Annotated in this window: 19 protein-coding genes; 9 read left to right on the top strand and 10 right to left on the bottom strand. The window is 73.0% G+C overall.

The features are described from left to right. Window positions 1-18: 18 nt before the first annotated feature. From ACIBO8_RS30270 to ACIBO8_RS30260, 3 genes are read right to left on the bottom strand one after another with little or no spacing between them, the layout of a single operon-like run. Window positions 19-1,269 (bottom strand): MFS transporter, encoded by a 1,251-nt coding sequence (locus tag ACIBO8_RS30270; RefSeq protein ID WP_396118773.1) that lies wholly within the window; start codon window positions 1,267-1,269, stop codon window positions 19-21. Then, on the bottom strand, window positions 1,266-2,210 hold the full coding sequence (locus ACIBO8_RS30265) for an aminoglycoside phosphotransferase family protein (RefSeq protein WP_396118772.1): 945 nt from the start codon (window positions 2,208-2,210) through the stop codon (window positions 1,266-1,268). Before ACIBO8_RS30265 ends, ACIBO8_RS30270 begins: the two co-directional genes overlap by 4 nt. Beyond that, window positions 2,207-3,256 carry an LD-carboxypeptidase gene (locus ACIBO8_RS30260; protein WP_396118770.1) on the bottom strand — a complete coding sequence of 350 codons (1,050 nt, stop codon included), beginning with the start codon at window positions 3,254-3,256 and terminating at the stop codon, window positions 2,207-2,209. Before ACIBO8_RS30260 ends, ACIBO8_RS30265 begins: the two co-directional genes overlap by 4 nt. 162 nt (window positions 3,257-3,418) lie before the next feature. On the opposite strand from ACIBO8_RS30260, the gene ACIBO8_RS30255 reads away from it, so the two are divergent. After that, window positions 3,419-4,132: an SDR family oxidoreductase gene (locus ACIBO8_RS30255; protein WP_396118769.1), complete on the top strand. Its 714-nt coding sequence runs from the start codon at window positions 3,419-3,421 to the stop codon at window positions 4,130-4,132. Here the strand turns inward: ACIBO8_RS30255 and ACIBO8_RS30250 are convergent. The 3 genes from ACIBO8_RS30250 to ACIBO8_RS30240 all read right to left on the bottom strand — a co-directional run bounded on the left by ACIBO8_RS30250 (window position 4,129) and on the right by ACIBO8_RS30240 (window position 6,374). Continuing rightward, a complete protein-coding gene (locus ACIBO8_RS30250) occupies window positions 4,129-4,866 on the bottom strand; it encodes a LuxR C-terminal-related transcriptional regulator (protein ID WP_396118768.1) in 738 nt (245 codons plus the stop codon). The genes ACIBO8_RS30255 and ACIBO8_RS30250 overlap by 4 nt on opposite strands. 170 nt (window positions 4,867-5,036) lie before the next feature. Beyond that, the gene (locus ACIBO8_RS30245; protein WP_396118767.1) at window positions 5,037-5,450 is read right to left on the bottom strand and encodes a peptidase inhibitor family I36 protein; all 414 of its coding nucleotides are present in this window, start codon (window positions 5,448-5,450) and stop codon (window positions 5,037-5,039) included. 57 nt (window positions 5,451-5,507) lie between these two features. Further along, the gene (locus ACIBO8_RS30240; RefSeq protein ID WP_396118766.1) at window positions 5,508-6,374 is read right to left on the bottom strand and encodes a hypothetical protein; all 867 of its coding nucleotides are present in this window, start codon (window positions 6,372-6,374) and stop codon (window positions 5,508-5,510) included. A 192-nt stretch (window positions 6,375-6,566) separates the two neighbouring features. Here ACIBO8_RS30240 and ACIBO8_RS30235 point away from each other — a divergent pair, with 192 nt between their 5' ends. Beyond that, a complete protein-coding gene (locus ACIBO8_RS30235; protein WP_396118765.1) occupies window positions 6,567-7,301 on the top strand; it encodes a hypothetical protein in 735 nt (244 codons plus the stop codon). Here the strand turns inward: ACIBO8_RS30235 and ACIBO8_RS30230 are convergent. Continuing rightward, window positions 7,298-8,902: a serine/threonine protein kinase gene (locus ACIBO8_RS30230; protein ID WP_396118764.1), complete on the bottom strand. Its 1,605-nt coding sequence runs from the start codon at window positions 8,900-8,902 to the stop codon at window positions 7,298-7,300. The genes ACIBO8_RS30235 and ACIBO8_RS30230 overlap by 4 nt on opposite strands. A gap of 144 nt (window positions 8,903-9,046) precedes the next feature. Between ACIBO8_RS30230 and ACIBO8_RS30225 the strand changes: the two genes are divergently transcribed. Together ACIBO8_RS30225 and ACIBO8_RS30220 are read left to right on the top strand one after the other, a co-directional pair. Next, a complete protein-coding gene (locus ACIBO8_RS30225) occupies window positions 9,047-9,991 on the top strand; it encodes a hypothetical protein (protein WP_396118763.1) in 945 nt (314 codons plus the stop codon). 33 nt (window positions 9,992-10,024) lie between these two features. After that, on the top strand, window positions 10,025-11,197 hold the full coding sequence (locus ACIBO8_RS30220; RefSeq protein ID WP_396118762.1) for a CapA family protein: 1,173 nt from the start codon (window positions 10,025-10,027) through the stop codon (window positions 11,195-11,197). A 32-nt stretch (window positions 11,198-11,229) separates the two neighbouring features. On the opposite strand, the gene ACIBO8_RS30215 is transcribed toward ACIBO8_RS30220, so the two are convergent. After that, window positions 11,230-12,180, bottom strand: coding sequence for an AraC family transcriptional regulator (locus tag ACIBO8_RS30215; protein ID WP_396118761.1), 951 nt, complete (start codon window positions 12,178-12,180; stop codon window positions 11,230-11,232). A 163-nt stretch (window positions 12,181-12,343) separates the two neighbouring features. Here ACIBO8_RS30215 and ACIBO8_RS30210 point away from each other — a divergent pair, with 163 nt between their 5' ends. Continuing rightward, window positions 12,344-13,189 carry an HAD family acid phosphatase gene (locus tag ACIBO8_RS30210; RefSeq protein ID WP_396118760.1) on the top strand — a complete coding sequence of 282 codons (846 nt, stop codon included), beginning with the start codon at window positions 12,344-12,346 and terminating at the stop codon, window positions 13,187-13,189. Window positions 13,190-13,271: 82 nt separating this feature from the next. On the opposite strand, the gene ACIBO8_RS30205 is transcribed toward ACIBO8_RS30210, so the two are convergent. Continuing rightward, window positions 13,272-14,627 carry a hypothetical protein gene (locus tag ACIBO8_RS30205; protein ID WP_396118759.1) on the bottom strand — a complete coding sequence of 452 codons (1,356 nt, stop codon included), beginning with the start codon at window positions 14,625-14,627 and terminating at the stop codon, window positions 13,272-13,274. 467 nt (window positions 14,628-15,094) lie between these two features. Between ACIBO8_RS30205 and ACIBO8_RS30200 the strand changes: the two genes are divergently transcribed. Genes ACIBO8_RS30200 through guaD form a run of 4 tightly spaced genes read left to right on the top strand, consistent with a single transcriptional unit; the run spans window position 15,095 to window position 21,081 of the window. After that, window positions 15,095-16,537, top strand: a complete 1,443-nt coding sequence (locus ACIBO8_RS30200) for a xanthine dehydrogenase small subunit (protein ID WP_396118758.1) — start codon at window positions 15,095-15,097, stop codon at window positions 16,535-16,537. Beyond that, window positions 16,534-18,969 carry a xanthine dehydrogenase molybdopterin binding subunit gene (gene xdhB, locus ACIBO8_RS30195; protein WP_396118757.1) on the top strand — a complete coding sequence of 812 codons (2,436 nt, stop codon included), beginning with the start codon at window positions 16,534-16,536 and terminating at the stop codon, window positions 18,967-18,969. Before ACIBO8_RS30200 ends, xdhB begins: the two co-directional genes overlap by 4 nt. Then, window positions 18,962-19,783 (top strand): xanthine dehydrogenase accessory protein XdhC, encoded by an 822-nt coding sequence (gene xdhC / locus ACIBO8_RS30190; RefSeq protein ID WP_396118756.1) that lies wholly within the window; start codon window positions 18,962-18,964, stop codon window positions 19,781-19,783. The genes xdhB and xdhC overlap by 8 nt, the downstream gene beginning before the upstream one ends. Further along, window positions 19,780-21,081 (top strand): guanine deaminase, encoded by a 1,302-nt coding sequence (gene guaD / locus ACIBO8_RS30185; protein ID WP_396118755.1) that lies wholly within the window; start codon window positions 19,780-19,782, stop codon window positions 21,079-21,081. The genes xdhC and guaD overlap by 4 nt, the downstream gene beginning before the upstream one ends. Here the strand turns inward: guaD and ACIBO8_RS30180 are convergent. Further along, window positions 21,057-21,494: an acyl-CoA thioesterase gene (locus ACIBO8_RS30180; RefSeq protein ID WP_396118754.1), complete on the bottom strand. Its 438-nt coding sequence runs from the start codon at window positions 21,492-21,494 to the stop codon at window positions 21,057-21,059. The genes guaD and ACIBO8_RS30180 overlap by 25 nt on opposite strands. Between the last annotated feature and the right edge of the window lie 23 nt (window positions 21,495-21,517).

Here is a 21,517-nt window from a genome sequence, read left to right as displayed (position 1 = left end):
TCGCCATCGCTGGGGCGCCTACCCGACCTCGGCCGCCAGGTGGGCGGTCCGCCGCGGTCCGCCGCCGACGGCCAGGTGCCGGCAGACGAAGCCGGTCACGAGGAACAGCGCCGCGAGGGTCAGCCAGCCGAGCGCCCCGAATCCGACCACCAGCGTGGTGATCAGGGCCGGCCCCAGGAACTGGGCGATGCCGCGGCCCAGCCCGAACACGGCCTGGTACTCGCCCTGCCGGCCGGGCGGGGGAAGCTCGAAGGCGAGGCCCCAGCCGCCGCCGGCCTGCCAGATCTCGCCCACCGACAGGATCACCGTCCCGGCGACGAGGGCGATCATGCCGCCGGCGGGGCCGAGCCCGCTGCTGATCGCGCAGACGGCGCAGCCCGCCGCGAGAACGACACCGGCACGGCGCTGCAGCGCGGCGGCCCCGGCCACCGAGTCGGCGCCGCGGGTGAGGCGGACCTGGAGCATCACGACGATCACCGTGTTGACGACGATGAAGACCGACACGAGGCCGGCCGGCGCCGCCCTGCGGCTGACGATCCACAGGGGAAGGCCGAGGGTGAGCACGGTGGAGTGCAGCTCCAGCACTCCGTTGGCGATGGTGATCAGGACGAAGCGGGTGTCCCGCAGGGCGTGGCCCAGCGGCGCCCTGCCGGTCCGGGGCACGTCGCTGTCCGCCTGCGCCGGTGACCGCAGCCGCCATACGGCGAGGCCGCACACCGCCTGAGCCAGGGCGTTGGCGAGGCACACCGCCCAGAACGTGGCGTGGCTGGGCGCGGCGAGGACCACCGCCGCCAGCCCGGCGCCGAGGAGGAAGCCGATGTTGAAGGCGCTGCGCATCTGGGCCCGGGTCCGTACGGCCTCCGCCGGCGGCAGCAGGGCGTGCAGCGTGGCCGACCGCAGCGGGCTGGCGGAGATCTCGGCCATGGCGATGAGGCTCGCCAGGGCGGCGAACGAGGGAAAGCCGCCGGCGAGCGGGTAGAGGCTGAAGAGCAGCGCCAGCGCCAGATGGTTCCCGGCGAGCAGCCGGCGGGCGCCGTGCCGGTCGGCGAGACGCCCCATCGGCACGGTCACGAGGAAGCCGGCGAGCCCGGCGAGGGACAGGCCCAGCCCGACCTGACCGGGCTCGAGCCCGACGACGCGGACGAAGAACACGGCACTGGACGTCAGGAACAGGCCACTGCCGCCGGACTGGACCACGGTCACGAACACCATGCGCCGGCCGGGGCCGGCCGCCGGCACCAGGTCCAGCGACCGCAGCACCGTCCTCATCGCCAGCCCGTCCGGTGGGCGAGCCAGCCCAACGTGAGCTCTCCGTTGCGGGCCTGGAACCGCCGCAGGTACGGCGAGCGGGGCAGCTCGGGTTTGCGGCTCTCCCGTGCCCAGAGCCCGGCGAGGGCGCACAGGAACGCGTCGATCGCCTCGGCGGGCACGTCGCGGGTGACCGGATGGGAGCGGACGATCTGCTCGCCGTCGAGTCCGTCCACCGAGCCGAGCAGCACCAGCAGGTCTACCCAGGCGGCGCCGACGCAGGCGCAGGCCCAGTCCACGGTGAGCACCTCACCGGCGGCGGTCAGCAGCATGTTGTCCGGCCGGAGGTCGAAGTGCAGCAGGGTGTCGCCCGCGGTGGCCGCCACCCAGTGGCTCTCCAGCTCCACGAGCCGATCCAGGTTGCGCCGGGCCCACGGGTCGAGGTCGGCGGGCGGCCCGTCGGTGGCGTACTGCCGCCACACGTCCACCAGCGGACGCAGCTCCGCCTCGCACGTGGGGGCCTCCGGCAGCGGATTGGGTGTGAGCACCTCGGCAAGCCGCTCGAAGGCCGACAGCACCGCGGCCAGCTCGCCCGGCTCGGACAGGTCCGGGTTGCGCCCCTCGACGTCGGCGAAGACGAGCACCACCCAGCCGTCGGCCTGCAGGCTGAACTCGAGCCGGGAGGCGGGGACGGCGGCGGGCAGGCGGGCGGCGCACCACGCCTCGGCCCGGTAGGCGGGTGCCAGCTCGTCATCGGCGGGCATCGCCTTGGCGAACACCCGCCGGCCGTCGGCGAGCGTCAGGCGGGCGGCCAGCCCGTGCGTGAAGCCGCCGGTCTGGTCGACGGCGTGTACGGTCGGCGCCCCGAGGCGGGACTCCAGAGTGGCGAGCAACGTCGCCGGCAGCGCTGTCGTCCAGCGCGGGCGCACAGCGGTTGCCTCGGGCACGGTGGTTCCGGTCATGCCTTCGATCCTTTCGAGGTGGCGGGCGTCGCCTGCCGGCGCGGGAAGACGATCCGGTCGGCGGCCACCGCGACCTCCTCGCCGTACGGGACGATCCAGGAGGGACAGGTGTGGCCGAGGTCGGTGTTGACGACGATCGGGTAGCCGGCCGCCGGCAGAAGTCGGTCGACCAGCCCGCCGACGATGCGGGCCCACTCCGGCAAGGGCATGAGCGGATGCGCCCCGATCAGCATGCCGGCGAGCCCGGTGAGGTCGACGCGCTCGCACAGCGCCTCGAAGAGCGGCCCGACGGGCAGCCCGTGGTAGGAGATGTCCCAGAACAGCACCGCCCCGTCGAGCTCCAGGCCGAAGTCCGTCACCAGGTCGGGCAGGATCGAGATCTCCCCGCCCCACAGGGGCCCACGCGCGGTTCCCGGTCGCAGCCAGGTCCACCCGCCCGCGATGTCCCGGCCGCGCGGCTCCCGCTCCCGCTCGGGGACGTACCAGTCGATCAGGGCTCCGGTACGGTCGGGCATCGCCTCGCACACCAGGGGCTCGTCGCTGGCCAGCGCCTCCGCGAGGTGCCGCAGGGTCTCCGGGTACGCACCGCCCGCCTCGCCGATGTGCACCATGTGGGAGATGCCGTAGAGCGAGCTGATACCGGCACGCCGGGCGAGGAACGCGTTGAGGTAGACGTTGTCGCAGTAGCCGACGAACGGCTTGGCGTTCGCGGCGATCGCGTCCGGGTCGAGAAGGTCGATCAGCTCCTGGCTGCCCTGACCGGCGTCGGAGGCGAGCACGACGTCGACCTCCGGGTCGGTGAACGCCGCCATGAAGTCCGCCGCCCGTTGCTCGGCGGTGCCGGCGGTCATTCCGTCGGCGGACACCTGGAAGGCGTTCGCGCCGTAGCTGACGGTGTAGCCGTGGTCCCGCAGCACCTGTTCGGCCCGGCGGGTGCGTTCGGGAATGTAGGAGATGGTCGGCATCGCCGGACTGACGAGCCTGATGTGTGCGCCCGGCCGGACCGGTGCCGGCGGGCGGACGGGGCTGGATACGGTGAAGTCCATATGTCTCACGCCCGCCATGCTCCCGGCGCCCGCGGGCGCGGAACAGGAACCCGGGAGAGGCCGAAAGTGCGCCCCTGGTGAGCGGCACCATCGTGCACTTGTTCCGGCCGGGGCCGTGCCGGTAGTCATGGGACGACCACCGGACGCGAAGGGACGACTGCCATGGACGCCACCACGATCGGGGACCCGCCCGCCGCGCTGGTCACCGGCGCCAGCCGCGGCACCGGCCTGGCGATCGCCGCGGAACTGCACCGGCGGGGTTATCGGGTGGGCGCGCTCCAGCGCACGCCGACGGGAGCCGACTGGCTGCACGAGTTCCCGTGCGATCTCACGGCACCGGATTCGATCGATGCGGCGGTCGCCGCGGCCGTCGAGCGGTTCGGTCGCCTCGACGCCTGCGTCGCCAACGCGGCCGTCCGCCGGCTGGCACCGGTGGGCCGGCTGGAGCCCGCCGACTGGGACGAGTCCGTGGCGGTCAACCTCACGGCGGTCTTCCGGCTGGTCCGGGCGACGCTACCGGCGATACGCGCCAGCGGCGGCAGCTACGTGGTGATCGGCAGCCACGCCGGCACCCACTTCTTCGAGGGGGGCGCCGCCTACAGCGCCACGAAGGCCGCGCTCAAGGCGCTGGTCGAGACGCTGCTGCTGGAGGAACGGCCGAACGGGGTACGCAGCACGCTGCTCAACCCCGGCGCGATCGCGAACCGGTACGGCCACGACACCCCGCTCAAGATGGCCACCGCGTCGGTCGCGCACTGGGTGGGCGCACTCGTCCAGGACCAGCCCGCGGACGTGGCGGTGGGGGAGGTGGAGCTGCGACCGGCGCGACTGGCCGATCCCCTCCTGGCGGGGATGGCGCGGCTGCAACACGTCTAGGTGCGTGGCGGCGCCACCGCCAGCAGCGCGACCTCGGTACGGTTCGAGCAGTCGAATTTGATCAACAGGTTGGACACGTGCCGCTTCACGGCATGACTGGAGATGCCGAGGCTGCGCGCGATCTGCTGATTGCTGCGGCCGCGGGCGACCAGCGCCATCACGGTCTGCTCGCGGGCGGTGAGCCGGCCGGCGAGGTGACTCCCGGCCGGCTCCGGCGCGGCGGCCGGCGGCTCGGCCTGCTCGTGCTGGCGGATCAGGGCGCGGCGGATCGCGGCCGGCATCGAGGCGGCCACCGCCCGGCGCAGCACCTCGTGCACGAACACCAGGTCGCCGCCGTCGGACGAGCGCAGCAGGCCGGCATCCAGGGCCTCCTGCCAGGCCGGCAGCAGGACCGCGGCGGGCCGCTCGACCATCTCCGCGATCCGGTCCAGATCGAGGACCGGCCCCAGCACCGCGGCGACGCACAGCACCTGGCGGCAGCCGGGCCGGCGGGCGGCCAGGATCTCCCGCGCCAGGGCCAGCGCCCGCTCGGGCAGGTGGTCCGGATCGTCGTCGTCCAGGACGGCCAGCCCGTCGTCGAGGCGGATCCGCCCCTCGTGCAGCAGGCCGTCGACCAGGGCCCGGGTCCATTGCGGATCGCCGTCCGCGCCGGCGATCAGGTCGAGCAGGCGGGTTGCGGGCGGGGCACCGAAGGCCGCGGTGCAAAGCCGAAGAACCGTATCCAGGTCACTCATCGAACGGCTCGTCCTTTCCGACACACCGGCGGCTCCGGGTGCCGCCCGCTCAGTGCCGAACATCGTGGGGAAGGCCACTCAGAGTTTGCTCCGAGTTGGCTCCGAGTTCGCACAGCGGCGGGGCGGGCGGGGGCCGCCGGGACCTGCGACCCCCGCCGGGACTTCCGCGATCAGCAGCTGGAGACCCACTTGTGGGACGAGATGTTGTCGTTCGCGTTCTGGCCGGCGCCGGCGCCGTTGTTCGGGAACGACACGCTCTGCAGGTTCTCGATGTACGTGCCCCGCCAGAGGCAGATGGACGCGCCGCCGTAGTTGGTGTCCCAGTACATGCGGACGTCGTCGTTGCCGCCCAGGTAGCCGTTGTTCCAGACGGAGCTGGCCTGGTTGCGGCACCCGGCGCCGGTCCAGTCGGCGGAGTTGCCCTGCCACGCGCACTTGTGGCCGCTGTAGCGCCACTCGTTCCAGGCGTAGAAGTTGCCGTCGGCGCTGCCCGCCGGGGTGTCGGCGTGCGCCGCGGACGGCGCCAGGAAACCGCCGACGGCGATTGCGGTCAGGGCGCCGGCGATTGCGAAGCGCATCTTCATCTGATTTCTCCTTGTGTTACCGGAACCGTGGCGCACGCCACGGAGACTCAGCGGGGGTCACAGCCGGGCGTCGACCGCGGCCCGGGCCCGCGGCAGGGCCTGTACCTGCAGGCGGAGCGCCAGGTCGACGTCCGCGCGATGGTCGGCGTTCAGTGCGTCCGTGTAGTGCCGGGCGAGTTTCCCGGCGGTGGCCGAGAGGCCTGTCCGCGTCGCGCAGGTGGCTTCCGCCCGGGCGACGGCCAGTTCCCGGACCCGGCTCGGCCCGGTCGCCGGGGTGTCCGCGAAGGCGCTGCGGGCGGCCGCCGGTGACGCGTACGGATGCCCCTCGGCCGCCATGCACCGCGACCAGCGGGCCACCGCCGCCGTGTAGCGGGCGTCGCCGAGCACCCGCTGCTCGACGAGGCCCTTGAGCGCGCTCACCACGCCGCGGGACCGGGTCCATCGGGCCAGGTCGCCGTAGAGCGCGCGTTCGGCCTGCGCCTGGCAGCCGCGTTCGCTGCGGCGGATCAGCATCCCGTTCGGCAGCCGCACCGACACGACGTCGGCGTCGCGGCCGGGCCGCGGGTCGCCGTTGAGCGCGTCGGCCGCAGCCTGCCGCTGCTGCGGCGACAGGGCGAGCGTGTACGCGCGGTTGGGATCCGACTCCTGCGCCCGGCGGACCCTTTCCCGGACGTCCGAGCCGTACCCGTGCGCCCGTGCCCACGCCACGTCGTCCAGGACGTACGGGAAATCCCGGTCCTCGGCCACCGGGTTGCGTGCCTCGACCGTCCAGCGGAAGCCCGCGCGCTCGAGGCACCTCTTGATCAGGGTCTGCTCGCCGAGGTGGAGGAGACCGGCCTCCTCAGCCGTGATCGCCCGTGCCGGAACGTCGACCGGCACGGCCGGCGTGGCCGTCGTGCGCGCCGTGCATCCCGTCGCCACCACACCGATGACCGACAGCAGACATGCCCATCGTCCCGCTTGCCCTGTGACCGCTCCGGTCATCGATGCCCCCGTTGTTGCCGTCCCCTTGCACGCCGGGAACGTTAGGGCCGGGAGGCAGGCGCGGGTACCTGCAAGGTTGCAGGGGCGGCCGACCCGATAATGTGCCCGGCGACGAGCGGAGGGGGGCGCGACGTGGGCGCAGCGGGGGTCATCGTGCAGAGTTGCGACGATCCGCCCGTGGTGCGGCAGCTCGCCCCGGGAGAGGCGGCCACCTTCGGCCGGGGATCACCGCAGGCGCCGGTCGACATCATGCTGCCCGACGTGGCGGTCTCCCGCGTGGCGGGGCGCATCCTGGCCGTGGAGGACCACTGGCTGGTGAGCAATCTCAGCGCCCGCAGCACGTACGTCATCGAGAACCCGGAGGGCGGCGGGGAGTTCGTCAAGGTGGCGCCGCGCCGGCTGGACATGCCCGTACCGTTCGAGTTCTCCCGGGTCGTGGTGCCGGGGACCGACGGCCATGCCGCGTTCTACGTCTTCGCTCCGCAGCACGCCTATGCGGATGTGGCGCCGACGCCCGACGGCTCGGCCGACGCCACCCGGGTCTCCTTCCCGCTGGACGAGACCGCGAAGTACTTCCTGATCCTCGTCGCGCTCTGCGAACCCCGGCTCCGGAACGCCTCGAGCGTGGTGATCCCGACCGCGCCGGAGGTGCTGGAGCGGCTTTCCGGTCTGCCGGCCGCCGCCGGCCTCACCCGGGCGGCGGTCAACTTCCACGTCGGCTATCTCGCGCGCGAGAAGCTGCGGGTGAAGACGCCGGACGACACCGACGGCACCAAGGCCGATTGGCAGCGGAGCGCTCTGGTGTCGGTCGCCCTCCAGTTCGATCTGGTACGGGAGGAGCACCTCGCCCTGCTGGACGGAGCCTAGGACGCGGCGGGCCTCGGTGACGCCGGGACGACCGGACGGTAGCGGGCCAGGGAGGTGCGGACGCGGCCGATGTAGGCGATCACCTTGGGCCGATCCGTCGGTACGCCATGGGACTGGCGGACCACGTCGTCCGAGGTCCGGTAGGCGGCGGCGAGGTTCTCCTCCGGGGAGCCCGGCAGCCCCTCCAGCTTCGGCGCCATCGCGCACAGGTACCGGCCCATCGCGGGGATGGACAGCTCGGGCGGGAACGGCGGCGCCGGCACCTTGTCCCGGTGCCCGGCCGGCATGTAGTACTGCAGGACGCCCGGCGTCCACCGGGCGATGCCGTACTCGTCCTGGGCCGGGTCGGCCAGCCGGGCGTCGAAGTTGCTCTCCGCCTTGAGCATGGCGGCCACCAGCGCCGGCGTCACGGCCTTGTCGTCCGGGCACGTGGTGCCGGCCTCGACGATCAGGTCGTAGTAGGCCGGCGGGATGTCGGCATCGGTGCGGAAGTGGCGGTCGTACGGGCTCGGGGCGGCCGACCGGGCGCCGCCGTCGCTCCGGGCGCCCGTTGCCGCCTGGACGGTCGCCACCGTGGCCCCGGCGGCGCAGGCGAGGGCCGCGGCGAGCACCGCGCCGCGCCGGCGCGACGACACCAGGCGTCGGGCCAGCGGTCGCCGGCTGCCCCCTGAAGCCGCGATGATGTCGCGCGCCCGCCGGTGCAGCGCCGCGGCGTCGTGGCGCTGACGCGCAGCGTGGTCCGTTGCCAGGCAGTCGGTGATGAACTGCCGCCAGGGTGCGGGGAGCCCGTCCGGCAGGTGGAGGGCCGCCCGCCCGGCGGCGTAACCCGCGGCGGCCGCGGCACGTGCCCGGGAAGTCACGCCGGGGAAGGGCAGGCGCCCGGTGAGCAGCTGGCACGCGGTGACACCCAGCGCCCAGACGTCGGCGGTCTGGCGCACCGCCACGCCTCTGCCGCCCGTGGGCTCGGCCCAGCGCTCGGGTGGCACGTAGTCGCAGGTGCCGCCCGGGGGCAGGTACGCGTGCGTCCCGTCGATGTGCGCGGCGAGCCCGAAGTCCGCGAGTCGTACGGACCCGTCGGGCATGAGGAGGATGTTGCCCGGCTTCAGGTCGCCGTGCACCCACCCCGCGCGGTGCAGGTGGGCGAGGGCGTCGCAGATCTCGGCGATGATCCGCGGTGCGTCCGCGAGACCGGCGCCGGCCGCCCGCTCGAGCGCCGCCGCCGCTGATCCGGCCGCCAGCTCCATGGCGAGGACCGTCCCGCCGTCCAGCGCCGGGTGGGCCGGATCGTCGATCACGGTGACGTCGAGCAGCCGGATCAGCCCCGGGTGATCGACGTGCCGGTGCACGGCGACCTCGCGGTCGGCCATGTCCGCGAGATGGCTGAGCTGCCGCACGGTCAGCGTGCCGGTCGGGATGAACTTCAGCGCGGCTTGCAGCGGTGTGCCCGCGTCGCCCGTGCCGATCCGCGAAGCGGCGTAGACGCTGCTCCAGCTGCCACTGGCCAGGGCGTGTTCGACCCGCCAGCGTCCGACGCGGTATCCGGCCGGCACCCGCATCGTGCGCGGCTCGTTTTCCGGTGATCCCCCATGATCCTGTCCCACGGCGAGCCATTATTCACAGCCGTCTCTGGCTCCGGGCGGCGAGCGTGGTTCTCTGCGACTTCCGCCACCTGCAACGTTGCAGGTACCGCGGACGCGGAAGGTGGCCGAGGCTGCTCCGGCAGCCCACCACCTCAGGAGGTCTCCTTGCCCCGGCAGTTCCTCTCGAAGGCAATGCTCGGCGCGTTCCTCGGCGCCGCCCTCGCCGGTGTGCCGGCCCCGGCGTCCGCGGCGCCGCCACCGGGCGGAAACGCCGGTGGCGCTCCCGGGCCGGCCGGCAAACCCGTGCCGCTCGCCATGGCCGCCACGATCGCCCAGGCGCCCTGCGCCCCCGGCGGCGTCAGCGCCGCCGACAACACCGTCGCCGACCAACTGCGCAGCCGGATGAACGGCCGGCGGGTCGGGCATGCCCTCGACGGCTACCAGGTGTCCTGCGCGCGTGCGATCACCGCCGCGGTCGCCGGCCGCCGCCTGGACCGGCGCGCCGCCGTGATCGCCCTGACCACGGCGATCACCGAGTCGTCATTGCGCAACTACACCGAGGCCGTGGACCACGACAGCCTGGGCCTCTTCCAGCAGCGCCCGTCGCAGGGCTGGGGGAGCCCCGGGCAACTGGTCGACCCGGCGTACGCGACGGGCGCATTCCTCGATGCGATGCTGCGCGAGTATCCCGGCAACTCGTGGATGAACGGGGACATCGGCGCCATCTGCCAGCGCGTGCAGGTCTCCGCGGTCCCCGACGCCTACCGCTACGAGGTGGCCGACGCCCAGCTGCTGGCCGACGCGCTCTGGACCGGCGGAGGCGACCCGGGCGGCCCGGGACTGTACTGGGTGGACACCATGGAGACCGCTCCCGTCTTCGGCTCGCCGACCGGCACGATCCAGACCGGCACGTTGAACAAGGGCACGAACTATGTGTTCTGCAAGGCCTGGGGACGCAGGATCGAGCGGGGGAGCGCGTTCAACCACTGGTGGCTGCGGACCGATCCCGACTCGGGCCCGGCGGGGCAGTACGTGTCGGCGTTCTACCTGACGCGGTGGGGGAACGACGAGGCGAAGGCCAACGACGGCACCGTCATCCCGGACTGCTGAGAGGGTTGTGCGTGACGGCTACCGTGCCCGTCGATGACCATCTACCGCTCCTCCGCGCCGCCGCCGCGCCGTGGCCTCGCCGGCCGGCCGATCCTCACGGCCACCATCGCCGTGGCCGTGCTGGTCAGTGCCGGTCTGGGGAGCGTGGCCCTGGCGGATCGCGGGCGGCCGGACCGCCCGGCGGCCCGGCCCCCTGCCGCGGCGGCCTCGTCCGCCGCGCCGGCGGCGTCCGGGGGCCGGCCCGGGAGCATCTCGCTCTCCGCCACCGGCGACATCATCATGGGTCAGGCGCCGAGCCGGCTGCCGGCGGGCGGCGGCCGCGGATTCTTCGACGACGTGAAGCCGGTCCTGGCCGCGGACCTGGTGATGGGAAATCTGGAGCAGACCCTCACCGGCGACACCGGGTTCCGCAAGTGCGGTGCGGGCAGTGGCCGGTGCTTCGCGTTCCGGACGCCGCCGTCGTACGCCGCCCACCTCAAGGCCGCCGGCTTCGGCCTGCTCAATCAGGCCAACAACCACGGCGGGGACTTCGGTGACGCCGGCTTCGCCAACACCCGGGAGGCGCTCGAGGCACAGGATCTGCGGCACACCGGCGCGGAAGGCGAGATCACCGTCGTCGACGTCCGCGGCGTACGCGTGGCGGTCGTCGGGTTCGCCCCTTACGACCGGTTCAACGACCTGCGTGATCTGGCGCAGTCGCGGGCGGTGGTCCGGCGCGCCGCAGGGCAGGCCGACGTCGTGGTGGTGCAGGCGCACCTGGGTGCGGAAGGGGCGGACTACACCCACGTCCGGCCGGGCCACGAGTCCCTCGGCAGCGAGGACCGGGGCGACCCGATCGCGTTCGCGCACGCCGTCGTGGACGCGGGCGCGGATCTGGTGATCGGCCACGGGCCGCACGTGCTGCGGGCGATGGAGTTCTACAAGGGCCGGCTCATCGCGTACAGCCTGGGGAACTTCAGTTCCGGCCCGGCACCGTTGAAGAGCGACGGCGTGCTGGGCCGCGGCGGTGTCCTCACCGTCTCGCTGCACCCGGACGGGCGATGGGCCGGCGCGAGATTCCATTCCACGGCGATCGGCCCCGGTGGCCGGCCGGTGCCGGATCCGGACGGAAGCGGGCGAAATGCGGTGGCGCGGTTGTCCGCCGCCGACTTCCCGGAGAGCGGTGCGCGGGTGGCCCGCGACGGCTCGATCACGCCGCCGTCCTGACGGGGTGCCCGTAACGGCGAGCCACTGCCGCGTCAATCGCGAGTTCGGCCCCGGCGCAGAGTCGTCGACGGGCTGGTCCCGTACCGGCGCTGGTAGGCGGCGGCGAACCGGCCGAGGTGGGTGAAGCCCCACCGGCTCGCGGCCTCCGCCACGGTGTGCACCGCGCCGCGCCGGAGATCGTCGTGGACGCGGCTCAGCCGGACGTGGCGCAGATAGCTCACCGGGCTCGCGCCGACATGCCGGCGGAAGCCGTCCTGAAGGGTGCGCACCCCGACGCCCGAGAGCTGGGCGAGGGATCCCGGCGTGTGCGGGTGGTCGGGGCGGGAGTGGATGGCGTCGAGGGCGTGCCGGACGCTGCGGGGGTGGCATCGCGCGGCCGGGCGGTCCAGAGCCTCCCGGTAGGGGTGATCACTGATCATCAGCAGTCCCGCCAGGAGAGCCTCGGTCAGCGGCCCCGCCACCGGGGACCGATGGATCAGGCTGTCCGGGTCGTGCATGCCGTCGGTGAACATCCGCAGGATCCCGAGCCATCCGGTGCCCGCGAGGGACAGATCCAGGGTCGGTGCGAAGGTGATGGGCCCGCGCACCGGGTGCTCCAGCAGGCGCTCCAGCTGGACCTCGAGCGCGGTGCTCTCGATCGCCAGGAGGCGAACCCGGCTGGGCTCTCCGACCCGTGCCGTGAAGCGGCCCGCGTCGGGACGGTGGACGAGCGCCCGCGCCGGGCCGGTGGTGACGTGCGTGCGGCCCTGTTCCAGGGTGAGGGTTCCGGAGATCGCGAAGCCCAGACCGTACGACTGCATCTGGCTCTCCAGCACGATCGACGGGACCCGGGAGTGCTCGAGCAGCTGGAGCGGACCGTGCTGCAGCCAGTGGGCCACGAAGTCGATCTCCGCGGGACCCTGGGAGGCGTCGATCGAGGCTCGGATCCCGAAGTGGTCGGCGTAGAAGTCGCGCACGCTGTCGATGTCGGACGAGCAAAACATGGAACGGCTGCTGCCAGGCACCCGCAGTTCCCTCCTCGGGGCATTTGTCCGGCTGACCGCGATGATATCCCGACCGCGAGCCACCCACACGGGACCGGAGTTGCCGCTGGGCCACCGCTCGGTACTAGGTTGCCTGAGCAAGCGTTCAACCTAGGAGAACAGCATGACCCTCACCTTCTCGCGGCGCGTCGTGGTCACGGCGGTCGCGGCGCTCACGACCGCCGCTCTCGGCGGCGCCGGCATCGGGTACGCGGCGTCCTCGGCGACCGACCCGCAGCCGGCCATCAAGACGTGGACGCCCCGGTCCGAGGACCAGATCACCAACATCGACGTCCTGCGCCAGCAGATCCGCAACTACTACGGGGATCCGCTGAGCACCGGCCAGTTCGCCGCGGACAGCTACTACGCCAAGGAGGCGTCCTCGGTCGCCCGCCACGGCGAGCGCTACCTGGCCGCGCAGCACGGGACCTACAAGACCCGCGCGATCGTGCTCGACGTGGACGACACCACACTGGCCACCTACAACTACGAGATCGCCAGCAACTGGGCGTACAACCCGACGACCAACGGGGAGTACGTGACCCAGCAGAAGTTCCCGCCGGTGCCGGGCATGGTCGACATGGCCACCGCCGCCGAGCGCGAGGGTTACGCGATCTTCTACCTGACCGGCCGCCCGGCCGCCCAGGAAGCCGCCACGCTCGGCAACCTCACCGCCGACGGGGTCGGCGTGGACGCCGGCTACCCGAAGCCGACCACGCTGAGCAACGGGGAGGACGGCCTGTTCACCAAGCCCGCCGTCGCCGACTACCCGGACTACCTGAAGGCCGCCTGCGCCGGCGACCCGGACGGCAAGTGCACGACGATCCACTACAAGTCGGCCACCCGCGCGCACATCGAGTCTCTGGGCTACGACATCGTCGGGAACTTCGGCGATCAGTACAGCGACTTCAAGGGCGGCTACGCGAACAAGACGTTCAAGCTCCCCAACCCGAGCTACTACCTGCCCTGACGAGGCGCGACACGAAACTGACCGCGGTCAGCGGGGTCTCTCGACCCTTGTCGCTGACCGCGGTCATCGTGCGCGGTGACTGTTACTTGCCGAACTTCTTCGAGGCCTTGGCGACCGCCCTGGCGATGGCCGCCCGGAGTCGCTCCTGGACCTTCTTCGCCCACTCCGCGGCCTTGGTGGCCCGCTCCTGAGCCTTCTTGGCCTTCTCGAGAGCCTTCTCGGCCTTCTCCTGAGCCTTCTTGGCCTTCGCCGCGGCCTGGGCGGCCTTCTCCTTGGCCTTGCGGGCCTTCTCGGCAGCCTTGTCCTGCCCCTTCTTGGCCTTCTCCGCGGCGGCCTGCTCGGCGGCTGCCTTGTCGGCGGCGTCCTGCTCGGCCGTGGCGGCCTGCTCGGCGGCGGTCTGCTCGGCGGCGGCCTGCTCCGCGGCGGCCCAGTCGGCGGCGGCGGCCTGCTCGGCTGCGGCCTGGTCGGCTGCGGCCTGGTCGGCGGCGGCCTGCTCCGCGGCGGCAGCCGCGTCGGCGGCGGCCTGCTCGGCGGCCGCCTGGTCGGCGGCGGCCTTGTCGGCTGCGGCCTGGTCCGCGGCGGCCTGCTCGGCGGCGGCCTGCTCCGCGGCCTTCTCGGCCTCCGTCTGCTGGACGTCCGCCGTCCAGCTCCAGTCCTTCACGAGCACCTCGTGCGCCGGAGCCGAGGTGGCGGCCGAGCCGGGCCAGAGCGAGATCGCCTCTACCTGCAGCCGGGCGGAGACGTCGCTGCCCCAGCTCGCCTTGGGCAGCTTGGTGTAGGGCGCCGCGACGACGCTGCCGTCGAGGGTGACCTCGACCTGCTGCTGCATCGGGTTCACCTGGAAAGTCACACTGTGCCAGGCGGTGTCCGGCTTGAGGTAGCCGGCCGGGATCCAGGTGCCGCCGTTGGTGTCCGACCAGACCCGGATCTGCCCGAAGTTCGGCAGCCACGGGTTGAGCACCCACTGGAACGCGGCGCCGTTGTCCAGACGCGTGTTCGCGCCGTCCCAGACGAACATGCCGCCCTCGACGGTCTGCGCGTTGAGGGCTCCACCGGCCGTCGACGGTACCGACGGCAGCTGGAACGAGTAGCCCGCCTTGTGGATCGCGTTCATCATCGACGCGCCGGTCGAGCGCGTGTACGACAGCGCGTCCGCCATCACGCCGCGGCGGCCGACGTTCGACTGCAGGCTGGTGTAGCTGCGACGGTCGTCGGCGGAGACGTCGGTGCCGGTCACCGGCTCCTGCCCGGTCGCGGCGAAGGTGCTGCCGCCCAGGATCGTCTGCCAGCCGGACAGGTCCGCGCCCGAGCCGATCGTCACGGCAGTGCTCGCCATCGCGGGGCTGGCCAGGCCCACCGTTGCGGCCACGCCGGCCGCGACAGCCGACCCCACGAGGGACAGCAAGCGTCGGGAGCCGGTCCCGTTCGAAGCCTTCATCGGTGTGTTCCTTCCACGTCTTCGCGTACCCCTCGAGCGTGCCGCCGCTGGTTCAGGGCCGGCTCAAGGGCAGGTATGGATCCCTGCATTTCCCGGTGTGCGCGCCTTGCCGTCGACGGGCCGCCGCCCTCCGGTCGGAGGACGATCGAGTGCCGACGGAGCAGAACATCGGCGGCCGGCCGCGGCGCTGAAGCATTTCGGCCGGCACGTCGGCGTGTGGCCTCGGTCACCGTGAACCGGCGGGTGCCGCGAGGGTGCGGAAGAGCCGGGACGAGGGCTGTTCACGCCGTAGAATCAGCTTTGGGCAGATCTACCCCGGCGTACCGCCCGACTTGTAGAGTCGACACCGGCTCGGGCGGTTGTTCACATGGATAACCAGCCGCCCCTGCGTCGCCGTCAACCATGTCCGGCCGGGACGACACCGGCCCGGTGATCGCCGTGGGTGGGACGGCTGACGGGAGCTGATCATGGGCGCTGCCGGGGTCCGGGTAAACGGACAAGACCTCGCCATCGGGGACGTTTCTCCCCACACCACCACCCTGGAGTGGCTGCGGGAGCAGGGCCTCACCGGGTGCAAGGAGGGCTGCGGGGAGGGCGAGTGCGGCGCCTGCGCGGTGCTGGTCGCGCGGCCCGGAATCGGCTCGGCCACCGAGTGGGTGGCGGTGAACGCCTGCCTGATGCCCGTGCTGGGGCTTGACGGCCAGGAGGTCGTGACGGCCGAGGGGCTGGGCAGCCCCGGGCGGCTGCACCCGGTCCAGCAGGAGATGGCGGTCCGGGGCGGCTCCCAGTGCGGCTACTGCACGCCGGGCTTCGTCTGCAGCATGGCCGCCGAGTTCTACCGGCCCGGCCGGGGGGCACGCTCGAACGGCCGTGCGCCCGGGCCCGACCACGGCCCCAACGGCTTCGACCTGCACGCGCTCAGCGGCAACCTGTGCCGGTGCACCGGGTACAGGCCGATCCGCGACGCCGCGTACGCCCTCGGGCCGCCGGCAGCCGAGGATCCGCTCGCCCGGCGCCGGGAGCAGCCCGCGGCACCCGCCCGGCCGACTCGGCTGCGTACCGATGAAGGCGAATTCCTCCGGCCCGCCGCGCTCGCCGACGCGCTCCGGCTGCTGCGGGAGCGGCCCGCCGCGACCGTGGTCGCGGGCGCGACCGACTGGGGTGTCGAGGTCAACCTGCGAGGCGCCCGTGCCGGCTGCGTCATCGCGATCGACCGGGTGCCCGAGCTGCGGGATCTGGTGATCGCGGAGGACCACATCGAGATCGGCGCGGGACTCGCCCTGACCGAGATCGAGCGCCGCCTCGCCGGCCGGGTTCCGCTGCTCGGGCTGCTGTTTCCCCAGTTCGCGTCCCGGCTGATCCGCAACAGCGCGACCATCGGCGGCAACCTGGGCACCGGCTCCCCGATCGGCGACACCGCGCCGGTCCTGCTGGCGCTGGACGCCGACGTCCTGCTGGCCGACGCGGACGGCGAGCGGCGAGTGTCGCTCGCGGACTACTTCACCGGGTACAGGCGCAGCGTCCGGCGGGCCGACGAGCTCATCCGGTCGGTCCGCATCCCCCTGCCGCTGTCCGGCCTCGCGGGTTTCCACAAGATCGCCAAGCGGCGCTTCGACGACATCTCCAGCGTCGCCGTCGGGTTCGCCCTGGAGGTCGCGGACGGGACGGTCGTGCGGGCGCGTATCGGCCTCGGCGGCGTGGCGGCCACGCCCGTGCGGGCCCGTGCCACCGAGTCGGCGCTGGAGGGGCGCCCCTGGTCGGCGGAGACCGTCCGGGAGGCCGCGCGGGTGCTGCGGGGGGAAGGTACGCCGCTGGACGACCACCGGGCGAGCGCGGCGTACCGGGCCGCGATGCTCGAGCAGAGCCTGCTCAAGCTGTACGCCGAGCACGCGGAAGGGGCCCTGCTGTGAGCGCGCTGTCGGAACGGCCGGAGAGCCCTGCCGTCGGAGTCGCCGTGCCGCACGAGAGTGCCGGGCTGCACGTCACCGGCGCGGCGCTGTACACCGACGACCTGGTCCACCGCACCAAGGGCGTGCTGCACGCCCACCCGGTGCAGGTGCCGTACGCCCACGCCCGCGTGACCGGGCTGCGGGTGGCGCCCGCGCTGAGCGTGCCCGGGGTCGTCCGGGTCCTCACCGCCGCGGACGTGCCCGGGGTGAACGACGCCGGGGTCAAGCACGACGAGCCGCTGTTCCCCGACGAGGTGATGTTCTTCGGGCACGCCGTGTGCTGGGTGCTCGCCGAGACGTTCGAAGCGGCGCGGCGGGGCGCCGAGGCCGTCGAGATCGACGTCGAGCCGCTGCCCTCCCACGTGTCGCTGCGGGACGCGATCGCCGCGGAGAGCTTCCAGGGCGCCACGCCGCAGATCGTGCGCGGCGACGTGGAGGCCGGGCTGGCCGGCGCCGTCCACGTGTTCAGCGGCGAGTTCGAGTTCGCCGGGCAGGAGCATTTCTACCTGGAGACACACTGCTCGCTGGCGTACGTCGACGAGGCCGGGCAGATCTTCGTGCAGAGCAGCACGCAGCATCCCACCGAGACGCAGGAGATCGTCGCGCACGTGCTGGGCCGGCCCAGCCACGAGGTGACCGTCCAGTGCCTGCGGATGGGCGGCGGCTTCGGCGGCAAGGAGATGCAGCCGCACGGGTTCGCCGCCGTCGCGGCACTGGGTGCCACGCTCACCGGCCGTCCGGTACGGGTGCGGCTCACCCGTACCCAGGACCTGACGATGTCGGGCAAGCGCCACGGCTTCCACGTGGACTGGCGGGTGGGCTTCGACGACGACGGCCACCTGCAGGCGCTCGACGCGACGCTGACCGCCGACGGCGGCTGGAGCCTCGACCTCTCCGAGCCGGTGCTGGCGCGGGCGCTGTGCCACACCGACAACGCCTACTGGCTTCCGCACGCGAGGTTCACCGGCCGGATCGCGCGCACCCACAAGACATCCAGCACGGCGTTCCGCGGGTTCGGCGGGCCGCAGGGGATGCTGGTCATCGAGGACATCCTCGGCCGGTGCGCCCCGCTGCTCGGCATCGACCCGGCCGAGCTGCGCCGGCGCAACTTCTACCGCGCCGGGCAGGCCACGCCGTACGGCCAGCCCGTGCGCCACCCCGAGCGGCTGCACCGGCTCTGGGAGCAGCTGCTCGACAGTGGGGCGGTCCCGGCGCGGCAGGACGAGGTCGCCAGGTTCAACGCCGGCCATCCGTACACGAAACGGGGTCTGGCCGTCACGCCGGTGAAGTTCGGCATCTCCTTCAATCTCACCGCGTTCAACCAGGCGGGCGCGCTGGTGCACGTCTACAAGGACGGCTCGGTGCTGATCAACCATGGTGGTACCGAGATGGGCCAGGGGCTGCACACCAAGATGGTGCAGGTCGCCGCCACGACGCTGGGACTCCCGCTCGAGCGGGTGCGGCTCGCGCCGACCCGGACCGACAAGGTGCCCAACACCTCCGCCACCGCGGCCAGCTCGGGCGCGGACCTCAACGGCGGGGCGATCAAGGACGCCTGCGAGCAGATCCGCGAGCGGCTGGCGCAGGTCGCCGCCACCATGCTGGGCGTCAACGCCGCCGACGTCCGCATCGTCGACGGCATCGCGCGAGGCATCGGCGCGTCCGCGGGTGTCACCTGGGACGACCTCGTGCGCGCCGCGTACTTCCAGCGGGTCCAGCTCTTCGCGGCGGGCTTCTACCGCACCGAGGGGCTGCACTGGGACTCGTCGGTGATGCAGGGTTCGCCGTTCAAGTACTTCGCGTACGGGGCGGCCGCCGCCGAGGTCGAGGTGGACGGGTTCACGGGCGCGTACCGGACCCGGCGGGTCGACATCGTGCACGACGTGGGCGAGAGCCTGTCGCCGCTCATCGACATCGGGCAGATAGAGGGCGGTTTCGTCCAGGGCGCGGGCTGGCTGACGCTGGAGGACCTCCGCTGGGACACCGGTGACGGGCCCTCTCGCGGGCGGCTGAGCACCCAGGCCGCCAGCACGTACAAGCTGCCCAGCTTCTCGGAGATGCCGGAGGTCTTCAACGTCACGCTGCTGACCGACGCGGCGGAGGAGGGGGTCGTCTACGGCTCCAAGGCGGTCGGCGAACCTCCGCTCATGCTCGCCTTCTGCGTGCGCGAGGCGCTGCGCCAGGCGGCCGCGGCGTTCGGTCCGGCCGGAACGAGCGTCGAGCTCGCCTCGCCGGCCACCCCGGAGGCCGTCTTCTGGGCGCTCGAACGGGCGCGCGCCGGCAGCGGCAGCGGCGTGGCCGACGCGGACGTCCCGCCGCCGCAGCCCGGGGCCGAATCGCAGGCCATGCGGCCCGAGTCGGAGCGGGTGGGGCAGGCGGTGAGCCGTGGCTGACCGTACGTGGCTCGGCGCCGTCACCCACCTCAGGGCCGTCCGCGAGCCGGGCATCCTCGTCACCCTCACCGCGGTGCGCGGGCACGCGCCGCGGGCGGCCGGGGCGAAGCTGGTCATCAGCGCGGCAGAGACCTGGGGATCCATCGGCGGGGGCAACGTGGAAGCCGTCGCCGTCGACCGGGCCCGGGCCATGCTCGCCGCGAACGGCACGGCACCGGAGACGTTCACGCTCGCACTGTCCGACAAGGCGCCCTACGAGCACGGCGTCCAGTGCTGCGGGGGGAGCGTCACGGTGCTGCTCGAGCCGTTGCCCGTGGTGCCCGCGGTGGCGGTCTTCGGCGTCGGCCACGTCGGCCTGGAGCTGGCGCGCATCCTGGCCCGGCACGACATCGAGCTGCACCTGATCGACACCCGGCCGGAGCAGCTCACCGACGCGCGGCTGGCCGTGCTCTCCGACGCGGTGGCGGCGGTGCACGTCCACCGGGTGGCCGTGCTGCCGGAGATCGTGCTGGGGGAGCTGCCCGCCGGCACGCACGTACTCATCATGACGCACGACCACGCGGAGGACTTCGCACTCTGCGACGCCGTCCTGCGCAACGGCGAGTTCGGGTCGATCGGCCTCATCGGCTCGGCGGCCAAGTGGGCCCGGTTCCGCACCAAGCTCGCCGCCCAGGGCCACGACGACGCCGCCCTGGCGCGGATCACCACGCCGATCGGACTGCCGGACATCCGCGGCAAGGAGCCGGCGACCATCGCCCTGAGCGTGGCGGCGGATCTCCTCCGGGCGTCCTCGACAGTGGACAGCCAGGCATGACCCTCTACCGGGCCCGGACCATCGACACGCCGGAGGACCCGTTCTCCGGTGGCGGGCTGCGCTGCGAGGAGGACGGCGGGCTGCTCGTGCAGGACGGCGTGGTCGTGGAGCGGGGCACCTTCGCCGACCTGCGGCGCCGTCACCCCGGGGCCGACCTGGTGGAGCTGCCCGACGGCGTCCTGCTGCCCGGGCTGGTGGACACCCACGTCCACTTCCCCCAGGTACGGGTGATCGGCGCACTGGGCATGCCCCTGCTCGAGTGGCTGGAGCGATGCGCGCTGCCCGAGGAGTCCCGGCTCGCCGAGGCCGAGTACGCCCGGGCGGTCGCCGCCGAGTTCGTGGCGGCCCTGCTCGGGGCGGGCACCACCACCGCGCTGGTCTTCGGCTCCCATTTCGCGCCGGCCGTGGACGCGCTGTTCGAGGCGGCCGCCACCAGTGGCCTGCGCATCACCAGCGGCCTGGTGGTCGGCGACCGGATGCTCCGGCCCGACCTGCACACGTCGGCGCAGCGCGGCTACGACGAGGGTCACGCGCTGGCGGCGCGCTGGCACGGCGTCGGCCGCAGCCGGTACGCGGTGATACCCCGGTTCGCCCTTTCCTGCAGCGACGACCTGCTCGCCTCCTGTGGACAGTTGCACCGGGACCTGCCGGACAGCTGGTTCACGTCCCACCTCAACGAGAACCTGGACGAGGTGGCCACGGTGCGGCAGCTGTTCGGCGGCGGGACCTACCTCGACTGCTACGACCGGCACGGCCTGGTGGGCCCGCGCAGCGTGCTGGCGCACGACGTCCATCCGACGGACAAGGAACTGAAGCGGATGGCCGAGGCCGGTGCGAGTGTGGCGCACTGCCCGACGAGCAACGCGGCGCTGGGCAGCGGCCTGTTCCCGCTCAACCGGCACCTGGCCTACGGCGTACCGGTCGCGCTCGGCTGCGACGTCGGCGCGGGCACCGGCTTCTCGCTGTTCAAGGAGGGGCTGCAGGCGTACCTGCTGCAGCAGCTGCGCGGCCGGGACGGCACCGCCCTCACCGCCGCCCACCTGCTGCATCTCGCCACCGCCGCCGGCGCGCAGGCGCTCGGGCTCCGCGACCAGGTGGGCGACCTGAGCGCCGGCAGACGGTTCGATGCCATTTGGGTACGCCCCCGGCCGGGCACGCCGCTGCACATCGGCATGCGCCACGCGAACAGCCCCGAGGAGGCTCTCGCCAAGGTGTTCGCGCTGGCGACCTCGCACGACGTGGTGCAGGTCTGGGCCGACGGCGTACCCCGGACTCAGCCCGCCGAAAGGGTCTTGTAGATCGCCCTGGTCTCCTCCGCCCAGGGCGTGGGGCGGAACGTCTTCGGGTCGAGCCGGATGTGCACCCGGCGGCCCTCGGCGTGGACCGCTCCTTCGGCCGAGAGCACCCGGAAGGTGTACCCGACGCTCGTCGAGCCGATGTGGTCGACCGTCAGGTGGACGTAGACCGCCCCGGTGCCGATGATCGGCGCCTTGTAGGAGATGGCGAACTCGGCGACACCCACCGAGGCGTCGGGGTGTCCGAGCTTGCCGTTGCCGAATCCGTAGCCGTGGGAGTCCCAGAACAGGGTCAGTGCGCGCTCGACCAGTACCCCGTAGCGGGTGTTGTGCACCATGCCCATCTGGTCGAGGTCGTCGAAGTGGACGAACATCGGCTGCAGGTGTCCATGGTCCACGCTCGGTCCCTGGTTCACGAGAGATTCCTTTCGGTTGCCCA

This window comes from Actinoplanes sp. NPDC049681, from assembly GCF_044465265.1.
In the GTDB taxonomy this organism is placed as follows: domain Bacteria; phylum Actinomycetota; class Actinomycetes; order Mycobacteriales; family Micromonosporaceae; genus Actinoplanes.
The sequence above is the reverse complement of the archived record's forward strand: the minus strand, read 5'-3'. Positions and strand labels throughout refer to the sequence as shown.

Coding starts and splice junctions, on each gene's coding strand:
- ACIBO8_RS30270 (WP_396118773.1), bottom strand. CDS start 1,269: ATGAGGACGGTGCTGCGGTCGCTGGACCTGGTGCCGGCGGCCGGCCCC.
- ACIBO8_RS30265 (WP_396118772.1), bottom strand. CDS start 2,210: ATGACCGGAACCACCGTGCCCGAGGCAACCGCTGTGCGCCCGCGCTGG.
- ACIBO8_RS30260 (WP_396118770.1), bottom strand. CDS start 3,256: ATGGACTTCACCGTATCCAGCCCCGTCCGCCCGCCGGCACCGGTCCGG.
- ACIBO8_RS30255 (WP_396118769.1), top strand. CDS start 3,419: ATGGACGCCACCACGATCGGGGACCCGCCCGCCGCGCTGGTCACCGGC.
- ACIBO8_RS30250 (WP_396118768.1), bottom strand. CDS start 4,866: ATGAGTGACCTGGATACGGTTCTTCGGCTTTGCACCGCGGCCTTCGGT.
- ACIBO8_RS30245 (WP_396118767.1), bottom strand. CDS start 5,450: ATGAAGATGCGCTTCGCAATCGCCGGCGCCCTGACCGCAATCGCCGTC.
- ACIBO8_RS30220 (WP_396118762.1), top strand. CDS start 10,025: ATGACCATCTACCGCTCCTCCGCGCCGCCGCCGCGCCGTGGCCTCGCC.
- ACIBO8_RS30215 (WP_396118761.1), bottom strand. CDS start 12,180: ATGTTTTGCTCGTCCGACATCGACAGCGTGCGCGACTTCTACGCCGAC.
- ACIBO8_RS30210 (WP_396118760.1), top strand. CDS start 12,344: ATGACCCTCACCTTCTCGCGGCGCGTCGTGGTCACGGCGGTCGCGGCG.
- ACIBO8_RS30205 (WP_396118759.1), bottom strand. CDS start 14,627: ATGAAGGCTTCGAACGGGACCGGCTCCCGACGCTTGCTGTCCCTCGTG.
- ACIBO8_RS30200 (WP_396118758.1), top strand. CDS start 15,095: ATGGGCGCTGCCGGGGTCCGGGTAAACGGACAAGACCTCGCCATCGGG.
- guaD (WP_396118755.1), top strand. CDS start 19,780: ATGACCCTCTACCGGGCCCGGACCATCGACACGCCGGAGGACCCGTTC.